Below are 18,203 nucleotides of genomic sequence, written 5' to 3'. Positions count from 1 at the left end.
CATTTGCAGGCTGCGAGGACAGAGATGAGCGGGAAGACAACACATGGAGCGCGGTGGGTGCGAGCTGCACTCCAGGTGAACCCCTACGAATACCAGGGGAAGAACGCGCCATCGGCCACGTACAACACGGAGGCAGACTACAACAAGGCTCTGCTCGACGAGTGCGAAGCGCAGGGCATCGAGCTGTTTGCCATCACGGATCACTGGAAGGTCGACTCCTCATTTCAGCTCATCCGCGACGCGGCCGAGCGGGGCATCGTTGCCCTTCCCGGCTTCGAAGCGAACTCCGACGAGGGCATCCACATCCTTGTGATCTTCGAAGCGGGTACCACCGCAGCAACGATCAACGCCGCGATCGGGATGTGCGGGGTCGCGCCCGGCTGCGCCAACGGAACAACCGGCGAGCCGTTCACCGACATCCTCGAGAAGATGACCGCGCAGGGCGCCCTCGTGATTCCTGCCCACGTCAACGTTCCGAACAGTGGCCTCCTGACCGGCCGCGCTGGACAGCCACTCGTCACCAAGATCAAGCACTCGGACCTTCATGCACTCGGCATCACGCCGAGCCAACCCGATGGCACAGACCAGTCGGCGATCCTCAACGGCACCAAGCCCTACGACAGAGCTCACCCGCTCGCCGCGATCCATGCCGACGATGTGACGAAGCCCTCCGCCCTCCAAAGCGAGGGCGCGAGCTGCTGGTTCAAGGTCAGTCGCCTCTCCGTGGACAGTCTCAAGCTCGCCGTCCGTACTCCGGAGACCCGCGTCTCGCTGGAAGATCCCGCGATCGAGGCGCGCCCCATCCTGAAGGAGATCTCGTGGGTCGGCGGCTTCCTGGACGGCGTGACGATCCCGCTCTCGACCGATCTCACGACACTCATTGGCGGACGAGGAACTGGGAAGTCGACCGCCATTGAGAGCCTCCGATTCGTGCTGGGGCTCACTCCGATTGGTGCAGAGGCGAAGCGAGACCATGACGGCATCGTGAACGGCGTGCTCAAGTCAGGCACCGTGGTGAAGCTGCTTGTCGAGACCACCTCGCCGTCGGTGCGCACGTTCACCGTCGAACGCTCTGTCAACAACCTTCCGGTAGTGAAAGACGAGAGCGGTACTGCCACCAACCTGCGGCCAGTCGATGTCATCGCAAACGTGGAGATCTTCGGACAGCACGAGCTCGCCGAGCTGACGAACGACAGCTCGAAGGTCGCGAGTATGCTGCAGCGGTTCCAAGGGAGCGGCGAACTGACAGTCGAGCACACCGACACCTTGGAGAAACTCAAGCTGAATCGAGAGAAGCTGACTCGTGCGGAGGAAGGGCGAACTCAGCTCGAAGATGAGCTTGCGGATATCCCGCGGCTAGAGGAGCAGGTGCGGCACTACACCGACACGGATGTGCCGACTCGCCTCAAGGAAGTTACGCGACTCACCCAGGATGAAGCGGTGTTCACCGAGGCAACGGCGCGCGTGGCTACAGCTCAGGAATCGCTAACAGCGCTCACCGACCCGCAGCTGATCACGAAGCTGGAGGCCGCGTTCGAGAACATTGACGACTCACCCAGATCTGACTATCTCAAGCGCGCTCAGGCTGCGTCGACGACACTTGCCGCCAAGCTGGCTGCTCTTGCGGCTGAGGCCCGCACAGCGCTCGACGCGGCATCCTTGGAGATCGAGACAGCGAAGACCGAATGGTCAGACGCAGTTCGCGAGCAGCGCGACGAGCACGATGATGTGCTTCGCAAGCTCGTGGCGGAGGGGCTGGAACCCAACAAGTACCTCGACACGACCAAAGCGCTGGAGACGCTGAAGGCTAAGGAGTCTCGACGCGCCGGTATCGCAACGAGTCTCCAAGGCCTGCAAACCGAGCGGGACACCCTGCTGCAGACACTCGCAGGCCACGAGAACGACCGGGCACGAGAACTGACCGAAGCGATCCGTGCCGCGAACGCCGCGACCGGCGGTGTCGTGATCGTAAAGCCTGTCCCCGCGCCGGATCGGAAGCACATCAAGTCGTTGATCGACCAGTCCATCTCCGGTCAGCGTAATCGCATCATGGCGGCGATTGACCAGGACAACTTCTCAACGCGTGCTTTCGTGGAGGCGGCACGAGCTGGCGAGTCTGAGCTGAGTGCACAGTTCTCGATCACCGGCGCACAGGCACGATCTCTGATCGAGGCCGGTGAGCCCCTTTTCCGCCAGCTTGAGGAGCAGTCGGTTGGGCAAGCTGTGGAGGTGCAGCTGGACGTGCAGGCAGGAACCGGCACACGCGAGTTCAAGAAGATGGACGATCTGTCGAAAGGACAGCGTGCGACCGCACTGCTCCTTCTCCTGCTCGGCGCATCGAACGCTCCGCTCGTGATCGACCAACCTGAGGACGATCTCGACAACCGATTTGTTTATGACGGCATCGTCACCAACCTTCGGAGCCTCAAGGGTAAGCGTCAGATCATCGCGAGCACCCATAATGCGAACGTTCCCGTGCTCGGGGATGCTGAGTTGATTGTGGCTCTCGAAGGAGATGGCCAGAACGGCCGTGCGGCAGCGGACGGGATCGGCTCCCTGGACGATGTAGCCATTCGCTCACACGTTGAGAACGTGCTCGAGGGCGGGCCAGCAGCTTTCAACGCTCGCCAGCACCTTTACGGGTTCTAGCGTGAATTCCGGTCAGTACCGTCCATGTGAGTCACGCGTCGCTATGCCGCTTCGTAGAAGCATCGTGCGGATCGTTGTTGCGTCGAAATTGAGCTGCGCGCCGACACTCGCAAGCGAGAGGCCAGACTCATAGAGGCGTGCGGCCATGTCGACTTGGCTCGGGCTCATGCCCTTCGGTCGTTTCGGCGTGCCCGTCCTATCGAGTACCTCGCTGACCGTGACGCGATGAATACTGTGCTTCGTCGCGATCGCTTTCATCGTCTGCCCTGCCTGGTACTCGGCCACAATGGCCCGCTCCGTTTCAGTAGGCAAGTGCTTCCCTTTACGCCCCGATCGCGGAGGGCGCGGCACGCGTCGCGGCGCTGCACCTCTGATCTGACCTCGGGCCTCTGCCACCAGGCCATCGAGTTGGCGGACTGTCTCGTCTTGATTGCAGTAAGTCCGTAGGAGCTCCACCACTGAAATCCCTGGTCAGCGCGCTGACTGGGGTTTTTTGTTGCGCTGACCCCGCCCATGGAGCCTATTTTCGACGATCGTGGTCACCACCTAGCGACACGCTATAGCTCCGTTTCGCAATCTCGGAGACAAGAGGCCCGTAACCGATCCGCTGACAGATGCACTAGATACTCTTGCAGCATGGCCGATACTAAGCAGATCAAAACGATCGGTGAGCACCACGTTGCCGCTGCGGCTTGGATTGAGCACATGCACTGGCTAACCGAACCCGGTATACCAATCGGACAGCGTAATGCGCCGGTTGATCGTTCCAGAGTGCGCCTGCAAACTTTCGAATCATATGAAGGTCAGTGGGATTTTTTACTTGCTGTTGAGCCGGAAGTTCCTGTGCTCCTGCCGCGGTACTACCGTGAACTTGCTCAAGACGGTCGTGTCGGTTTGCCGCCGGAACATCCTTGGAAGAAGTCGCTACCAAGTTGGTAACAAAGGGTTGATCCGCGAGTGGTTTTCGATCCGGTCTAGTCTGCATTCGTCCTTGTGAGATCACCTTGCCGCGCGCCTCGTCTCCGAATGCCAGGTGGGGACAACACTCGGATGGTTTGTATGCCGCTGAACTGCGACAAGGGAAGAGTGGATGATTCTCAGAGGCTGTTGCTGAAGGTGATTGTGGGGCACGGGCGATAGGTTTACGATCTCTAGCAGATCAGACATCGTGCACACCCCCACCGAAAGCAGACTCATGCCTAATCTCAGAAAGTTCTCCGCCTTCGTGGTCGCAAGCTTCACGGCGCTAGTACTAGTTGCTCCTACGGCACATGCAGTACCTGTCCAAGCGCAGACTGCGGCCGCAGTCGTGCAAACCGCCAAAGTGGCGCCGACGGTCACAATCAAGAAGATCGCGAACAAAAATGTTCTGAAGGGCAAGACTGCAACCATCAAGCCGAACGTTTCGATAAAGGGAGACGTCAAACTGGTGGCGAAGACGGTCACGGTCAAGAAGGGAAAGCAGACGACTGCAAAGACCAAGACGTCTGTGAAGCTGAAGGCCGGAACGTACAACGTCACGACCGCCGTCACATACAAAGTGAAGTCTGGTGCCTCGTGGAGTGCAACCAAGAAGAAGAGACTGGTTCAGACTCTCAAAGTTGTCACACGCACGAAGACGTGGATGTGGCTGGATGAGTATGAGCGAGAACTGATTGCGAACCTGAACGATACTCGCGCCGAAGAAGGTCTTCGGCCTTTAAAGAAGGACGCAACTGTAGATGCAGCAACTTACAAGGTTGCAAGAATGTATACAGGCGACCTCAAGTGGAGCACGAGCTTTGTGAAGGCAAATGTTCACGACCAGTTCTCAACCTATTTTGACTATCCAAGATCAGCGGCCAAGCAAGCATACTTGGACGCCCTGATGGTCTCCTTCAGTGAAAAGCTAATAAAGAAGAGCTACACCAAGATTGGTGTGAGCATGATCTACTACATTGATCCTGATACCGGTGGGCCAGGCTATGGAGAAGTGTTCATCAAGTACGCAAAGTAACGACCGCACTGGTAGAAAGGCCCTATGGGACTGCTTGATAGGTGGTTTGACCAGACTGACTGGCCGCGGGATCCGCGGTTGGATATCTTTCGCGATGGCGTGTGGGAGCTGTCGCTTGACGGTGAGGTCAAAGGGTGGCTGACCACGTCCGTGAACATTATGCGCGGACGGCCGCTCTTCTGGGTCAAGCAGGAGCAGATGTGGTACCAAACGCACTGGCTCGATGGCACGCACGGGTTCCCGGAAGAGGACTATGGCCCCGCTTGGTATGCGGTCAAGGAACTGCGGGCTGGGAAGTTCGAGGGGCGGTATCCCGAATCTGACCAGGACGCGTGGTTCGAGGCCGCACCACTCACGGGTTTCGAGCGCGATCGACTTTGGGACGCTTTGAAGCACGGATAGCTTGGGTTGGTTGATGCGCCCCGCGCGGGTAACGTTTAGCGGTCCTGCCCGAGCGCTTGAACGATTGAGTCCCACAACCCGCTCAACCCACCAGACCAGGCCCCACGTCATGCCTGAGCGAAATAGCCGTTCGACTTCAATCAGCGGCCCCAACTCGCGGATCGACAACTTTGGCAGGTTCATCCTTCAACCGTCGCCGCCCTCGCCGCACCCCAGGTCCACAGCCGTGCGGTGGGCGCTCGAACCCGCCTTAGCGCTCGGTGCGGAATCAGCTCCAACTTCCGTCTTAGCCATCAACTCCGCCACCACGGCCGCCGTCGTCGCGTTCACCTTCCCTGAGCGCACCCGGTCCGCGCCCGCATACCGCGCCTCCCAGTGGTCGGCGGGAACGGCTGCGCTGGTGTCATCGTGGTGGTGCGTCATGTTGTTTGTCCTCCCACCAGCCACTGATTTTCGACGATTCTGCCTGCGCCCCAGCCCCAATCGTCGTCAGTTTCTTGGTGCGTTGGGTGGGGTGCGCCCGGCGCAGCTGCTCCCTACCGATGTATGGCGCGCTCTGCGCACCACCCCCCACCGATGTATGCCGCGCTCTGCGCGCCATCCCCACCGATGTGTGCTGAAGTCACCGATGTATGATTCCCGGTCATACATCGGTGACTTCAGCACACATCGGTGAGCCCGATCTGCGATCCGCACCCAGTTCTGCTCAGCAAACCCCGGCCTTGCCGGGCCAAGGCTGGCGCGAGGTGGGGCTGGAATGGGGCCAAGATCGTCGGGAATCAGTTGACGTAAGCCCAGTGCCAGGGTTCCTCGCTGATGGTTTCCTTGAAACCGTACTTGCCGGCGTTGGCGCGGAGCCACTCGACGGCTTCCCAGCTGAGGGTCATGTCCACCGCGGTGCCGAGGCCGTGCTCGGAGGTGCCGACTTTGGCGGCGCGGCCGCCGTCCTCGAGGGTCCCGAGCTTCGCCACCAGATTCTTTTGCTCATCGAGAGAGCGGTACGCGGAGTTCACTGTGTATTCGTGACCTGCAGCTTTGAGCGCTCTAGCGAGTTTCTTGAACGCCTTGGCTGGCTTCTTGGCAAGCTGATGGCCGTTGCCAATGCTGGTGAGTACGGAGTCGGGAAGTTCGCCGTTCTTGTACTTCTCGTGGGAGACCGGCGCGGACTGTGTCGCGCCCTCACCCTTCGCCCCGCCATCGTTTGCGACACCGCCGCCTGAGGTCAGAACATACCCCAGAGCCGCGAATAGCGCGGCAACGGTCCCAATCACGATCACCTTGAACGCATCCAACGAGACTGCTCCGGACTTGGGCGCGGGAGTTGGCGCTGGCCGTGGAGCAGGCCGATTGGGCGGGACAGTAGGCGGGACGGACGAGCGTGAAGTCGGCGCGGAAGGCGCAGGTGGGGGAGTGTGGGGGTGGTTCGGCATACTTTCCATCTTGGTGGGATCTTCGCCGGAAATCGTCAGCCTGCGAACCCGTAGATGTGTGCGGTTCGTGACGAAAAACTGCGAGCGTGCGACTACGGTCGCACGCCCAAATGGTTACGTGGGGTGGAGGGGATCTTCTGGTGCCGAGATCTACCGTGGGGGTTCGAGATCTACCGCCCGCCGATAGATCTCGAACCCCCGCGATAGATCTCGCGCGGAAGTGGGGAAAGCCGGGGAAAGCCGGGGGAAAGGAGGGGAAAGTCGGGGGAAGGGTGGGGAAGGTCGGGGGAAGGGTGGGGAAAGAGAGGGAGCCGAGAGCACCTCCGGGTGGGATGAGCGCCCCAACCCGAAGCTCGCCTACCTAGTTGGCGTCGATCCAGAGCCTCTGCTCGAGCTCCGCGATGACCTGAGGGATCCGTTGCGCGGATACTGCCTCGCTGAAGTAGTAGCCCTGCGCGTACTCGCAGCCGAGTTCGCGGGCAAACTCGAGCTGCTCGGCGGTTTCAACGCCCTCGGCGAGCAGCTTTGCGCCGTGTGCGCGGCCCTCAACGATCAGGCTTTCGAGCCGTGCGCGTTCGGTCGGTACGTTCATGGCGCGCATGAGGAGGAGCCGGTCGAGTTTCACAATGGTGGGGCGCAGGTAGCGGATGCGTAGTTCGTCGGAGTTTCCCTCGCCGGCATCGTCTATCAGCAGCATGCAGCCCAGCTCCGCAATCCGAGCCATGAACTGGTCATACTCGTTCAGACGCGCGGAATCTTCCAGGATTTCCAATCCCCAGGTTCGTTCTGAACGTCCCTCAACGAGCTTTTTCAAACGTGGATTCAGAACGCCCTGCGCCGAAATGTTGAGTGTGCAGAAAAGCGCGGTCGGAAGCCCACGGGCCTCTTTCATCGCGATGTCCAGCAGTGGAATCTCGACTTCGTCGTAGCGTCCCTCGCGCTTGGCCTGTACCAAGAATGGGAAGGCTGAACTGCCATCCTCATGGCGCGCCAATGCTTCAACGCCGCTCACCTGCCACTTTTCCAGATCCAGAATTGGCTGGAAATAGGCGGTGAGCCCGTTAGTTGTCACTCTTGATTCAGTCATAGTCATCACTGAAATCACCCCCTGACATGCAACCTTACCTGCATGGAGGGGGTCTCCTGATAGTTTGATGGAGGTGGCGCACTACGAGTCCGCCGAACGATCTATTGTCTCGCTCACCAGCTCCGACGTCCATACGGAGGGTTTAGAACTGTTTGCCGGAATTCTCGCGCGTTATCAACGGCTGACTCGCGTTATCTCTCGTTCTTATCAATCGCTCTTTGATAAAGGATCGTCGTATTCGGCGGTTACCGCACTATTTGCGGGTCTCTTTGCGATTTCTCTTTTGCTGCAGTTCTTCGATGAGGGCCGTACCGCACTTTCTCGCCCCGCCATCGCAATGGCAATCGTGGTGTGTATTGGTTCCGCGTGGTTTGCCCTGCACCGCGGACAGGCGCTTCCCCGGTGGTTCGGTATGGCGGGAGTTGCGGCCCACGCGGTCGTTGCAACCTACGTCTTGTCCACCGCCCCGGCGCTCATCGAGGCGACCGCGATCCTGCAAGAGATGCCACTCATGGCAATGTACCTGGCGTGGTTCTACCCCAAGCAGACGGCGCGGCTCTCGCTCACCGCATACCTAGTGCTCGTCCTCGGCGTCTCCCTCGCGAGCGACGGCCGCTATCTGGGCGTGTCTGGTTCCATGCATGAGGTCATCCGCGTGACCCTCTTCATGGTGCTCTGCATGGAGCTTGGGTTCCTGTGGCGGGGTCGAGTTCGGGCAGATCAGCAAGTGGATCAGTTGACCGGCGCGATCTCGCGCGAGGGGTTCTCGCCTCGCGCTCTTAAAGAGTTGGATCGGGCCAAGCGCCACGGCTACGAGCTTTCCCTGGCGCTCATCGACCTCGACGACTTCAAGTGCGTGAACGACACCAAGGGCCACGACGCCGGCGACCAAGTCCTCGCAAACGTGGTCTCCGAGATCCGCAACTCGATCCGCGAGACCGACTCGATCTACCGCATCGGCGGCGACGAGTTTGTCCTCCTCCTGCCTCACACCAGCGAAAACGCCGCCCGCACGATGCTCACGCGCCTGCGCTCCAACGCGCATCACCCGTGGTCACGCGGCGTCACGCAGGCAATCGACAACGACACCCCCGAGTCCATGGTGCTCCGCGCCGACAAGGACATGTACGCGGACAAGCGCCGGGCCTGACGGCCCTCGTGTGAGGGATTCTTACTCGGCTTTCGCCTCGTTTCACACTGATCTTCGACGATCGTGCCCCAGCTATCAGGACCCGTCTGGTTGGTCCACAGCCTCGCGCCGTTCGATGGTTTCCCCAACCCTGGGGGCCGCGTGAGCGCCCTGGTACGTGTTGAACTGTTCCGCAGCAGTAGGCGCTGACGCAACTGGCGGAAGCGCGGGCGGAACTGCCGGGGATGAGGCGGCAGAATCGTCGTTAATCTTCTCCCGGGCGGTCTTAGCCCAGCTGCGGGCGCCAACGAGTTGGCGCAGTAGCGCCCGATACACAACCGGGTAAATGATCCACGAGTACACAAGGTAAACGTGGGCGAACACGATGTTCACAAGGAAGCCCACGAAGCCGCGCTGGCGGCGCGTGAACATGACGCCCAGGATGCTCGGCATCGCGGCCAACAGGTACAGGACCAGGATCAGCCAGAGCGACCAGTGGGGCTCGACCACGCCGATGGCGAGGAACACCAACGAGAGCACAAGCGTCAGGCCCAGCCACGCCTGGATGAGTGGGGTGAGCAGGTACCAGAACTCGTCGAGCTTGGCGCGGAAGTTGATGTGTGGGTTCCGCATGGACGGGATGATGTGGTCGAAGACCTGCCAGGTGCCCTGTGACCAGCGAGTACGCTGCCTAAACAGGGCTCGCAGGGAGTTGAGGCCCTGCTGGTTGATCGACACCTCTGTGGATTGCTCGCCCTTCCAGCCGTTGTGGATAAGGCGCAGGCCGATGTCCTGGTCCTCGGTGAGGCGGCCAGACTTCCACGGGCCAACCCGGCCGTGGTCGTCCTCAACGGCCACGGAGTCAAGCGCAGTGAGGCGGTTGAACTGGCCGTTTCCGCCCATGTTGGCGGTGCCCCAGCCGGCCCTGCCCAGCTGGAACACTGTTCCGAATACGCCGAACTCGATGTCCTGCGCCAGAGTGAGCAGTGATGTGCGGTTGTAGATCCGCACCTGCGACTGCACGCCACCAACCTTCTCGTCCACGAAGTGCCGGGCGATGCGGCCGGCTGTGGGGTCGAGTCGGCCGTCGGCGTCCACGATGGTGACAATGACCTTGGCAGGGTCCCACCCCTGGTATGCCCCGTGGCCGAGCACCTGGGAGTGGACAAAGCGCCAGGCGTCGTTGAGCGCCTCGGACTTTCCCTGGCGCGCGTTCGGGGCGGTGCGGGTCAGGACCGTGAGGCGGTCGATGTCCTGGGCGAGCCCCGCGAGGATCGTGCCGGTGTCATCGTCGGAGCCATCGTTGATCACGAGGATCCGGGAGTGCGTGACCTCCACCTGGGACAGGCGTTCCACGGAGTCCGCGATAACCGCAGACTCGTTGAGCGCCGGCACCATGAATACCCACAGATAGTCGCTCTCGTGCTCCGCGGGATCGTGGTTGGTCTTGGCTAGCCTGCGGGCCCGGGCGAACTGGCGCTGAGCCTTGGCAAGCAGCACGACCAACGAAAACAGGCTGATTGCGATGGCAAAGAACGCGATCCAAAAGATCGGAATCGACCACCAGGGCAGGCCCGCATACAGGTTGGCCAGGAAGTTGGCGGCCTCGTGGACCCAGGTGGGGAGGGCTGAGCTAGACACGCGCCGGCTCCGCGTCCTCGAGCGAATCGAGCCCAAGCCTGCGCAATACGGCGGACCGCATGCCTCCAGTTTGGAAGTCTTCCGCAGGCTTGCCCTCAAGGAAGATGTGCTCAAGCGCGGCGACGATACGCTCCGACGCGCGACCGTCACCATACGGGTTGACGCGACCCGATCGTCGTGAATATTCGGCGTCATCGTCGAGGAGGCGGGACGCCTCCGACACGATCCGCGCTGGGTCGGTGCCCACCATGAGGAGGGTGCCGGCCTCAACGCCCTCTTGGCGTTCGGTGGTGTCGCGGGCCACCAAAACAGGTGTGCCAAGCGCGGGGGCCTCCTCCTGGACGCCACCCGAGTCGGTGATGATGATCGTGGCAGCGGCCATGAGGCGCGCGAAGGCGAGGTAGTCGCGAGGGCCCACTAGGTGGGCGTTGGGCTCGTTGCTGAGCGCAGCGAGCATGGGCTCGCGGGCCAGAGGGTTCGGGTGCATCGGCACCACAAACTGCGTGTCCGGGTACTCGGATGCGAGCTGCTTGATGGCGGCGGCAATGTTGGCGAGGCCCGTGCCCCAGTTCTCACGGCGGTGCGCGGTGACGAGGACGAGGCGCGGAGGTGTGGGGAGTTCCGAAGAGGCATTCTCTGAGCCGGCGGTAGCGAGGAACTTCGCCTCCAGCTCCTCGAGCCCAGGGCCAAACCCACCCTGCTGCTCGGTTGCCCACTGGAGCATGTCGATCGACGTGTTGCCCGTGACGAGCACGCGGTCGTAGTCCACGCCCTCGCGTACCAGGTTCATCTTGTTTGAGGTGGTGGGGGCCAGGTGCAGCGCGGCGATGCGCGAGATCAGCTGGCGGTTTCCTTCCTCAGGGAACGGGGAGAGCAGATTCGACGTACGCAGGCCGGCTTCCACGTGGACCACGGGGATCTGCAGGTTGAACGCGGCGAGTGCTGCGGCGAGCGCGGAGCTCGTGTCGCCGTGGACCAGGCACACCTTGGCGCCGTGAACCGAGCGGCGGCCCTCGTCCTGGTACTCGGAGGGGAGTTCCTCGGACGACCACACCCGGTCCACGCCCGTAATGATGCGGGCCACGACCTCGTTTAGGGTCGGCCGGCGGTCACCCATAGGCGCCGATGCGCGCAGGTTCACGTCTAGGCGCAGCCCCGAGGCGGTGATCAGGTCCTCGACCATGTCTGTGTGCTGGCCAGTGCTGACCACGACGGGCCTAAATTTGCCGGAATCCTGAAGCGCGCGGATGACCGGAATCATCTTGATAGCCTCCGGGCGTGTGCCAAAGACAACGAGCACACGAGTGCGGTCTGCGTAGGGAATCATGAGTGGCGGTCTCCGATACCAAGTGTTGGGTTGTACGCCCGGCGCGCACCCCTGCGCGGCCGACGGTTCTGCTCGTGCGTGCCCTGGTTGTGGGATAAACGCGCGGTTTGTGCGCTTTCACACGGCGATGTCTTCCCTGTGAAACGCGTGTTTCCATTATTACCTTGCACCTCCCCGAATCCGCGCAGAAAGGCCCTGCGGCGCTCGAAACCGTAGAGCCGCACCGCTCCCGCGCCCGCACCGACTCGTCCCTCCCCGCTTCCACACGTCCTGCTCCCGCACACCTCCCTCCCTGCGCCGTCCCACTCCCAAGTCTCCACCGATTCACGACGATTGAGCTGGGTACCAGCCAAGATCGTCGGGAATCAGGGTGGTCGCGCTGGGACGGCGCGCAAGCGCGCCGAAGCGCGCCGGAACGCACCGGGGATTTCGGCGAAACGCGCACCGGATATGACGCCAAGAAATAAAACTTAATTACCAAGATTCATAATCAAGAATTGTGGTCTGACCACAGGGCACTAAAGTCCCAGAGACACTACTGTGACGTTGGTTAAGGTGAGGTACAGCCAACGGAGACTTCTAGGACACACTCGCAGGCAACCACGTAATTTGACCTGTTTTTAGCGCCCACAATTGGCCGAAAGGTGTCCCCGGAATTCCCTTTCAAGAAACAGGAAAATCACGTGACAACTTCAGCCACGCGTAACAAGAGCAAAATCCACTATGCCTGGTGGATCCTCCTAGCAATCAGCATCATTGTTGGTTGCGGCAAGGGAGTTCTCATGAACACGGCGGGGCTCTTCCTGCCACCCGTTACCGAGGAACTCGGTGTGGGTATGGGAACCCTGATGCTGTACTTCTCCGTCTCGGCGATCGTCACCCTGGTCTTCCTGCCGCTCGGCGGAAAGCTCATGGCAAAGTACGACCCGCGGCAGATCATCATTGCCTCGATCATTTTCCAGGGTGGCTCGTTCGCCCTGTTCGGCCTGATGAGCTCGGTCTGGGGTTGGTACCTCCTGGCGATTCCGCTGGCAATGGGTGGAACGCTGCTCGGCGTGATTGTGGGCCCGGTCCTCATCAACACGTGGTTCCGTAAGCGCAACGGCCTCGCGCTGGGTGTTCTCACCGCAACGGGTGGTCTGATGGGCGCGATCGCGCAGCCCGTCGTGGCAAACATCATCGCGGGCTCCGGTTGGCGCACCGCATACATCACCGTTGGTCTTGCCTGCATCGCAATCGTCATCCCCATCGCGCTGGTCCTGCTCAAGCGATCGCCACAGGCGATCGGCACGCAGCCATTCGGCTCCGACGAGATTGAGCAGGCTGCGGACGCGGCAGATGCCCCAGCAGCGGCGGCGGCCGAAACTGTTGCGCCAAAGCGTGAGGACGGCATCGAGATTGGCGTTGCTCGCAAGTCGGTTCCGTTCTACCTGATCCTCTCCTTCTTCTTCCTGATCACCTCGATCTCGAGCTTTTCCATGCACATCCCTAAGCACGTGGCCAACCTTGGCTTTGACACCGTGTTTGCCGGAAGTGTCATGAGCCTCTACATGATCGGTGTGCTGGTTGCTTCCCTCCTGCTGGGTTACCTGGTGGACGCGCTGGGCGTAAAGATGACGGCAATCCTCACCATGGCCGTAGCAATTGTTGCGATCTTCATGATCCTGTTCGGCGGAGCAAACACCCTGATCATCAAGGTGGCGGTCGCGATGTTCGCAGTCGTCGGAGCCTCCATCACCATCATTGGTCCAGCTCTCGTGTCCGCACTGTTTGGTAAGCGCGACTACGCACTCGTGTACTCGAACGCCTCACTCGGTTTGGGTATCTCCTCGATCGTGGCGCTTCCCGCCTACGGATTCATCTACGACATCACCGGCTCGTACACCCCAGTGCTCTGGGCGCTCGTGGCAATGCTCGCGCTCAACATCGTCTGCGTCCTGTTCGCCTTCAAGAACCAGAAGAAGATGGTTGCGAACGGCCTGTGGATTACGGAAGGCGGCACGGAAGGCGGAGCGGAAAGCGGTGAAGCTGCCGAGGCAGCAACCGTAGACGCGTAAGCTTCCCAACTTGGGCCCAGAGGCAATCATCCTGCCGCTGGGCCCAACCTTTACCCCGAGGTTGGTGGGCCGTCAGCCCCACCCCACCCCATCTCTCCAACCACTCCCAGCAACGACGCAAGGGTTCCCCCATGAAACTCGAAAACAAGGTAGCCATCATCACGGGTGGCGCAGGCGGCATTGGTCGCGGAATCTCGCTCGCCATGGCAAAGGAGGGTGCAAAGCTAGCCATCGTTGACATTAACGAGGAAGCTGGCGCCAAGACCCTCGCCGACGTCTCCGAGTTCACGGAGGCCATCTTCATCAACAAGGACATTTCCAACCAGGACAATGTCAAGGCGATCGTGGCCCAGACGGTTGAGCACTTTGGCCACCTCGACATCTTGGTCAACAACGCCCACGCCTCCCGCCAAGTTCCGTTCATGGAGCAGACGCAGGAGATCATGGACCTGTCCTTCAACACGGGCTTCTACCCAACGTTCCACTTCATGCAGGCCGCATATCCGCAGCTCAAGGCGAACAAAGGGAAGGTCATCAACTTTGCGTCCGGTTCCGGCCTGACCGGTAAGGCCAACCAGACCTCATACGCCGCCGCCAAGGAAGCGATCCGTGCGATCTCCCGCGTAGCCGCCAACGAGTGGGGCGCCGACGGCATCAACGTCAACCTCATCTCCCCGATTGCGCTCACTGAGGGTGTCGTCGCCTGGTCCAAGGCCCGCCCGGAGCAGTACGAGCAGATGGTCAATGGCATCCCGCTCCGCACGCTCGGCGATCCCGAATCGGACATCGGCCGCGTGGCCGTGTTCCTCGCGTCGGAGGACTCGGACTACATCACCGGCCAGACCATCATGGTCGACGGCGGATCGATCATGCTCCGCTAACTCCCAGCAGGTCGCGCACGTAGGGCCCCGGTCATCGACCGGGGCCCTACGTGTTATGCGTGGCCGCAGTGCGCGTTCCGCGCGCCGACTCCCAGCGCAATCCCCTGATTCTCGACGATCGTGGTCACGACCCAGCCAAAATCGTCGTTAATCTGTGTCCGGTTTTCGGCGGGACGCCGGGACGGGACTAGAGCGCTGGCTCGACGCCGAGGGAATCGAGGAGGGCGAGGACGCGCTCGCGGATTTCGTTGCGGATGGGGCGGACGGATTCGATGCCCTGACCTGCGGGATCGTCGAGTTTCCAGTCCTCGTAGCGCGTGCCGGGGTAGAACGGGCAGACGTCGCCGCAGCCCATGGTGATGACCACGTCCGATATCTCGACGGTCTCGGGTGTGAGGATTTTGGGCTGTTCGGCGGAGATGTCGATGCCCAGCTCGGCCATGGCGGCTGTGGCTACGGGGTTAATGGCGTCGGCGGGCGCGGAGCCTGCGGAGCGGACCTCCACGTTTCCGGCGCCCAGGGTGCGCAGGAAGCCGGCGGCCATCTGGGAGCGGCCGGCATTGTGGACGCACACGAAGAGGACGGAGGGCTTGTGTGGGGTCGGCGGGGTCTGCGGTTCCATGGGTGTCCTAGTCTGGGAGGTTCGTTGTGGGGGCGGCGGTGTCGGGTTCCCAACGCAGGATCTCGCCCGGCTGGCACTCGAGTGCATCGCACAGCGCCTCAAGCGTGGTGAATCGGACCGCCTTGGCGCGGCCGTTCTTGAGCACTGCGAGGTTGGCCGGGGTGATGCCCACGCGGTCGGCGAGGGTGGCCACGGACATCTTGCGCTTGGCCATGAGGACGTCGATGTCTACAACGATCGGCATCAGATCACCTCGTCGAGTTCGGATTTGTAGGCCGTAGCTTCCGCATCCCTGCGCACGGCTTGCGCGAGAAGTGCGCGCATCACCAAAACTACCAGCGCGACCCCGGCAACCACTAACGCGAATCCGCCGATCAGGGCGATCATTCCGGGCGCCACCTCATCGCCGGGCACCAAGTGGTTTAGGCGCGCAAAGGCGATGCCATGCCCCACTATGAGCGCCGAGATCGCGAAGATCGCACCGATAACCATGTCCACGTACTTGAACGCGGACGAGGAAAACACGGTGCCCTTGCGGACCAAGCCCAGCAGCTTCCAGATGCATACCGCGATGACCTGGAGTGCCACGATCTCTAGGAAGAAGATGGCGATCACGGGGATGCGGATGGCAAGTGGGATGTCGTCGATGTCGCGCCACGCGAGAGTGAGCATGACTGTTTGAACGAACACGGAGCCGAGGAGCGCGAGGGCGATGACGACCCGCAGGGCTGTGATGACGTGGGATTTCATTGTGGGCCTCGAAGGGGAGAGCAATGCGTGATCAAAAGCGTGATCGCGCTGTTTAGCGGTAGTAATCTATCGCTGTTCGATAGGTCGCGCAAGCGGGTGCCGCCTGCTCTGCCCGCCCCGCCCGACCCGTCCGGCACAACCTGCCGACCAGCCCCAACCCACCCGGCTGTGGGCCACCCGAGTGCGTTCAGTCACTCTCGAATGTGTAACCGCGTATCCTACATTCATTTCCGCAGGACAGTATCCACAAGTCGCCTAACCAGGACTTTCGCGACGCGATCTTGATTATTTGACCAGTAAAATAACTGGTTGAATGGGACCTTGTTACTGCAATTCGACAACAAAGGAACGAGCAAGTGACTGACATCGACGCCCGACCAACAAGGTCCAAGGGCAAGGTCCACTACGCATGGTGGATCCTTCTGGCTGTTTCGATCATCGTGGGTATCGCAAAGGGCACCCTGATGAACACGGCGGGACTCTACCTGCCACCCGTGACCGCCGAGCTCGGCATCGGCATGGGCACCATGACCCTTTACTTCTCCGTATCTGCGATCGTCACCCTGATCTTCCTGCCCATCGGCGGCAAGCTCATGGCCAAGTACGACCCACGGCAGATCGTAATCTTCTCCATCATCTTCCTCGGCGGATCGTACGCAGCATTCGGCCTGATGAGCTCGGTGTGGGGCTGGTACCTCCTTGCCGTTCCACTCGCTGTTGGTGGAACCCTCCTCTCGGTCATCGTTGGCCCAGTCCTGATCAACACGTGGTTCCGTAAGCGCACGGGTCTTGCGCTCGGAATCCTCTCGGCCGCTGGAGGCCTCCTCGGCGCGCTCTCTCAGCCAATCGTCGCCTCGATCATTGCTGGTCCAGGCTGGCGCACTGCCTACATCGCTGTGGGCCTCGCTTCCATCGCGATCGTCATCCCGATCGCTCTCGTTCTTCTGAAGGCATCCCCTGCAGCACACGGTGTCCTTCCACTCGGCGTCGACGAGGTTGCAGCTCCGGCCGCAGCCGCCTCCGCCGGAAACGCAGCCGGTGCTGCTGGCGCTGCGGGTGCAGCTGGGGCAGCTGGCGCTCCAGCCCGCGAGCCTGGCATCGAGATCGCTGTGGCACGCAAGTCGCTTCCGTTCTACCTGGTCCTTGCGTTCTTCTTCCTGGTGACCTCGATTTCGAGCTTCTCCATGCACATCCCTAAGCACCTCGCGAGCCTCGGCTACGACACCAAGTTCGCCGGAACCGTCATGTCTGTCTACATGGTCGGAATCCTTGTGGCGTCCCTCGTGTTGGGTTACCTCGTGGACGTTCTGAGCACGAAGATCACCGCGATCCTGACCATGGCTCTCGCGCTTCTTGCTGTTCTCGCCATCATCTTCGCGGGCACGAACACCGTGATCATCACGGGCGCTGTTGCTGTGTTCGGTGTGGTCTCCGCATCGATCGGTATCCTCGCGCCGGCACTCGTGTCGAGCCTGTTCGGCAAGCGCGACTACGCTCTCGTCTACTCGAACGCTTCGCTCGGTCTGGGTATCGCCTCGATCGTTGCGCTACCTGTTTACGGCTTCGTGTACGACAAGACTGGCTCTTACATTCCCGTCCTGTGGACGATTGTGGGAATGCTCGTCATCAACATCATCTGTGTATTCGTGGCCTTCCAGAGCCAGAAGAAGATGGTGGCCAAGGGCCTGTGGATCACCGAAAACGCCTGATTCCCTAGGTTCTGGTGCTCTCGGGAGCTCGGGAGCTCGGGGGCGCCGGGGAATCCGGGGCACTGGGAATGCCCGGAGTTCCGGCTCCTCGTTTCAACCGCGTTCGGTCTAGGTAAACCCTGAGCCCGCACGCCAAGGGCGATGGCCCGTCACTGACCGTGACGGACCATCGCCCTTTTCGCGCTCTCTTCCGGCCTCTCGATCCCCGACCGCCCGCACCCTCGCCGTCCCCCGTTTTCCCCCGCCCCCCACCTCGACGAGCCTTGCCCCGCGAGATTGCACTTGGGGGTCCGAGATTGCCCGGCCGCCGGGCAATCTCGGACCCCCAGCTGCAATCTCGGCAGTGTGGGGTGGCATCCAAGGCAGTGGGGGGCTTCCAAGGCAGTGTGGGGTGGGCCGGCTTGCGCCGGCTCCCAGCGCACCACCTGATTCACGACGATTTTGGCTGACAATCAGCCAAAAGCGTCGCGAATCTATGTCTGGGACCCGTCAGGGTCCTCATCCCACTCTCACCCGTGCGCCG

17 protein-coding genes are annotated in these 18,203 nt (G+C 61.4%); 8 read left to right on the top strand and 9 right to left on the bottom strand.

The genetic code is table 11. The annotated features are described in order from the left end of the window. Nucleotides 1-24: 24 nt before the first annotated feature. Entirely contained in the window at nt 25-2,649 is a 2,625-nt protein-coding gene (locus tag HGSM_RS02995; protein WP_040594558.1) for a TrlF family AAA-like ATPase, read from the top strand. 12 nt (nt 2,650-2,661) lie between these two features. Here the strand turns inward: HGSM_RS02995 and HGSM_RS02990 are convergent, their stop codons facing one another. Then, nucleotides 2,662-2,961 carry a helix-turn-helix domain-containing protein gene (locus tag HGSM_RS02990; protein ID WP_154646223.1) on the bottom strand — a complete coding sequence of 100 codons (300 nt, stop codon included), beginning with the start codon at nt 2,959-2,961 and terminating at the stop codon, nt 2,662-2,664. 324 nt (nt 2,962-3,285) lie between these two features. On the opposite strand from HGSM_RS02990, the gene HGSM_RS14320 reads away from it, so the two are divergent. From HGSM_RS14320 to HGSM_RS02980, 3 genes are all read left to right on the top strand, one after another. Next, entirely contained in the window at nt 3,286-3,588 is a 303-nt protein-coding gene (locus HGSM_RS14320; protein ID WP_154646222.1) for a hypothetical protein, read from the top strand. Nucleotides 3,589-3,844: 256 nt separating this feature from the next. Next, nucleotides 3,845-4,645 (top strand): hypothetical protein, encoded by an 801-nt coding sequence (locus HGSM_RS13560; protein WP_019147254.1) that lies wholly within the window; start codon nt 3,845-3,847, stop codon nt 4,643-4,645. A 24-nt stretch (nt 4,646-4,669) separates the two neighbouring features. After that, entirely contained in the window at nt 4,670-5,047 is a 378-nt protein-coding gene (locus HGSM_RS02980; protein ID WP_019147253.1) for a hypothetical protein, read from the top strand. A 186-nt stretch (nt 5,048-5,233) separates the two neighbouring features. Here HGSM_RS02980 and HGSM_RS14570 read toward each other — a convergent pair whose 3' ends face one another. From HGSM_RS14570 to HGSM_RS02965, 3 genes are all read right to left on the bottom strand, one after another. Further along, complete coding sequence (locus HGSM_RS14570; RefSeq protein WP_019147252.1) at nt 5,234-5,470, bottom strand: hypothetical protein; 237 nt, start codon at nt 5,468-5,470, stop codon at nt 5,234-5,236. 356 nt (nt 5,471-5,826) lie between these two features. Then, entirely contained in the window at nt 5,827-6,318 is a 492-nt protein-coding gene (locus HGSM_RS02970) for a M15 family metallopeptidase (protein WP_195891327.1), read from the bottom strand. A gap of 520 nt (nt 6,319-6,838) precedes the next feature. Beyond that, complete coding sequence (locus HGSM_RS02965) at nt 6,839-7,564, bottom strand: EAL domain-containing protein (protein WP_195891326.1); 726 nt, start codon at nt 7,562-7,564, stop codon at nt 6,839-6,841. Between the two features lie 73 nt (nt 7,565-7,637). On the opposite strand from HGSM_RS02965, the gene HGSM_RS02960 reads away from it, so the two are divergent. Next, nucleotides 7,638-8,714 carry a GGDEF domain-containing protein gene (locus tag HGSM_RS02960; protein WP_195891325.1) on the top strand — a complete coding sequence of 359 codons (1,077 nt, stop codon included), beginning with the start codon at nt 7,638-7,640 and terminating at the stop codon, nt 8,712-8,714. A 75-nt stretch (nt 8,715-8,789) separates the two neighbouring features. Here the strand turns inward: HGSM_RS02960 and HGSM_RS02955 are convergent, their stop codons facing one another. Next, complete coding sequence (locus tag HGSM_RS02955; RefSeq protein ID WP_019147248.1) at nt 8,790-10,334, bottom strand: glycosyltransferase; 1,545 nt, start codon at nt 10,332-10,334, stop codon at nt 8,790-8,792. Then, a complete protein-coding gene (wecB, locus tag HGSM_RS02950; protein ID WP_019147247.1) occupies nt 10,327-11,661 on the bottom strand; it encodes a non-hydrolyzing UDP-N-acetylglucosamine 2-epimerase in 1,335 nt (444 codons plus the stop codon). The genes HGSM_RS02955 and wecB overlap by 8 nt, the downstream gene beginning before the upstream one ends. Before the next feature lie 683 nt (nt 11,662-12,344). On the opposite strand from wecB, the gene HGSM_RS02945 reads away from it, so the two are divergent. After that, nucleotides 12,345-13,718 carry an MFS transporter gene (locus tag HGSM_RS02945; protein WP_019147246.1) on the top strand — a complete coding sequence of 458 codons (1,374 nt, stop codon included), beginning with the start codon at nt 12,345-12,347 and terminating at the stop codon, nt 13,716-13,718. A gap of 131 nt (nt 13,719-13,849) precedes the next feature. Further along, nucleotides 13,850-14,599: an SDR family NAD(P)-dependent oxidoreductase gene (locus HGSM_RS02940; protein WP_019147245.1), complete on the top strand. Its 750-nt coding sequence runs from the start codon at nt 13,850-13,852 to the stop codon at nt 14,597-14,599. Nucleotides 14,600-14,786: 187 nt separating this feature from the next. On the opposite strand, the gene HGSM_RS02935 is transcribed toward HGSM_RS02940, so the two are convergent. Genes HGSM_RS02935 through HGSM_RS02925 form a run of 3 tightly spaced genes read right to left on the bottom strand, consistent with a single transcriptional unit; the run spans nt 14,787 to nt 15,971 of the window. Then, the gene (locus HGSM_RS02935; protein WP_019147244.1) at nt 14,787-15,221 is read right to left on the bottom strand and encodes an arsenate reductase ArsC; all 435 of its coding nucleotides are present in this window, start codon (nt 15,219-15,221) and stop codon (nt 14,787-14,789) included. Between the two features lie 7 nt (nt 15,222-15,228). After that, nucleotides 15,229-15,465: a helix-turn-helix domain-containing protein gene (locus HGSM_RS02930; protein ID WP_019147243.1), complete on the bottom strand. Its 237-nt coding sequence runs from the start codon at nt 15,463-15,465 to the stop codon at nt 15,229-15,231. Beyond that, complete coding sequence (locus tag HGSM_RS02925; RefSeq protein ID WP_019147242.1) at nt 15,465-15,971, bottom strand: DUF2975 domain-containing protein; 507 nt, start codon at nt 15,969-15,971, stop codon at nt 15,465-15,467. Before HGSM_RS02925 ends, HGSM_RS02930 begins: the two co-directional genes overlap by 1 nt. Before the next feature lie 356 nt (nt 15,972-16,327). Between HGSM_RS02925 and HGSM_RS02920 the strand changes: the two genes are divergently transcribed. After that, nucleotides 16,328-17,680, top strand: a complete 1,353-nt coding sequence (locus tag HGSM_RS02920) for an MFS transporter (RefSeq protein WP_019147241.1) — start codon at nt 16,328-16,330, stop codon at nt 17,678-17,680. Nucleotides 17,681-18,203 lie beyond the last annotated feature (523 nt).

Origin of the sequence: Timonella senegalensis JC301 (genome assembly GCF_000312125.1) — a bacterium.
Lineage (GTDB): Bacteria > Actinomycetota > Actinomycetes > Actinomycetales > Cellulomonadaceae > Timonella > Timonella senegalensis.
This window is presented reverse-complemented; position numbering and strand designations above follow the sequence as displayed.

What these genes read in the sequence shown, in the direction of transcription:
- HGSM_RS02995 (WP_040594558.1), top strand. Translation starts at nt 25, where the DNA reads ATGAGCGGGAAGACAACACATGGAGCGCGGTGGGTGCGAGCTGCACTC.
- HGSM_RS14320 (WP_154646222.1), top strand. Translation starts at nt 3,286, where the DNA reads ATGGCCGATACTAAGCAGATCAAAACGATCGGTGAGCACCACGTTGCC.
- HGSM_RS13560 (WP_019147254.1), top strand. Translation starts at nt 3,845, where the DNA reads ATGCCTAATCTCAGAAAGTTCTCCGCCTTCGTGGTCGCAAGCTTCACG.
- HGSM_RS02980 (WP_019147253.1), top strand. Translation starts at nt 4,670, where the DNA reads ATGGGACTGCTTGATAGGTGGTTTGACCAGACTGACTGGCCGCGGGAT.
- HGSM_RS14570 (WP_019147252.1), bottom strand. Translation starts at nt 5,470, where the DNA reads ATGACGCACCACCACGATGACACCAGCGCAGCCGTTCCCGCCGACCAC.
- HGSM_RS02965 (WP_195891326.1), bottom strand. Translation starts at nt 7,564, where the DNA reads ATGACTGAATCAAGAGTGACAACTAACGGGCTCACCGCCTATTTCCAG.
- wecB (WP_019147247.1), bottom strand. Translation starts at nt 11,661, where the DNA reads ATGATTCCCTACGCAGACCGCACTCGTGTGCTCGTTGTCTTTGGCACA.
- HGSM_RS02940 (WP_019147245.1), top strand. Translation starts at nt 13,850, where the DNA reads ATGAAACTCGAAAACAAGGTAGCCATCATCACGGGTGGCGCAGGCGGC.
- HGSM_RS02935 (WP_019147244.1), bottom strand. Translation starts at nt 15,221, where the DNA reads ATGGAACCGCAGACCCCGCCGACCCCACACAAGCCCTCCGTCCTCTTC.
- HGSM_RS02930 (WP_019147243.1), bottom strand. Translation starts at nt 15,465, where the DNA reads ATGCCGATCGTTGTAGACATCGACGTCCTCATGGCCAAGCGCAAGATG.
- HGSM_RS02925 (WP_019147242.1), bottom strand. Translation starts at nt 15,971, where the DNA reads ATGAAATCCCACGTCATCACAGCCCTGCGGGTCGTCATCGCCCTCGCG.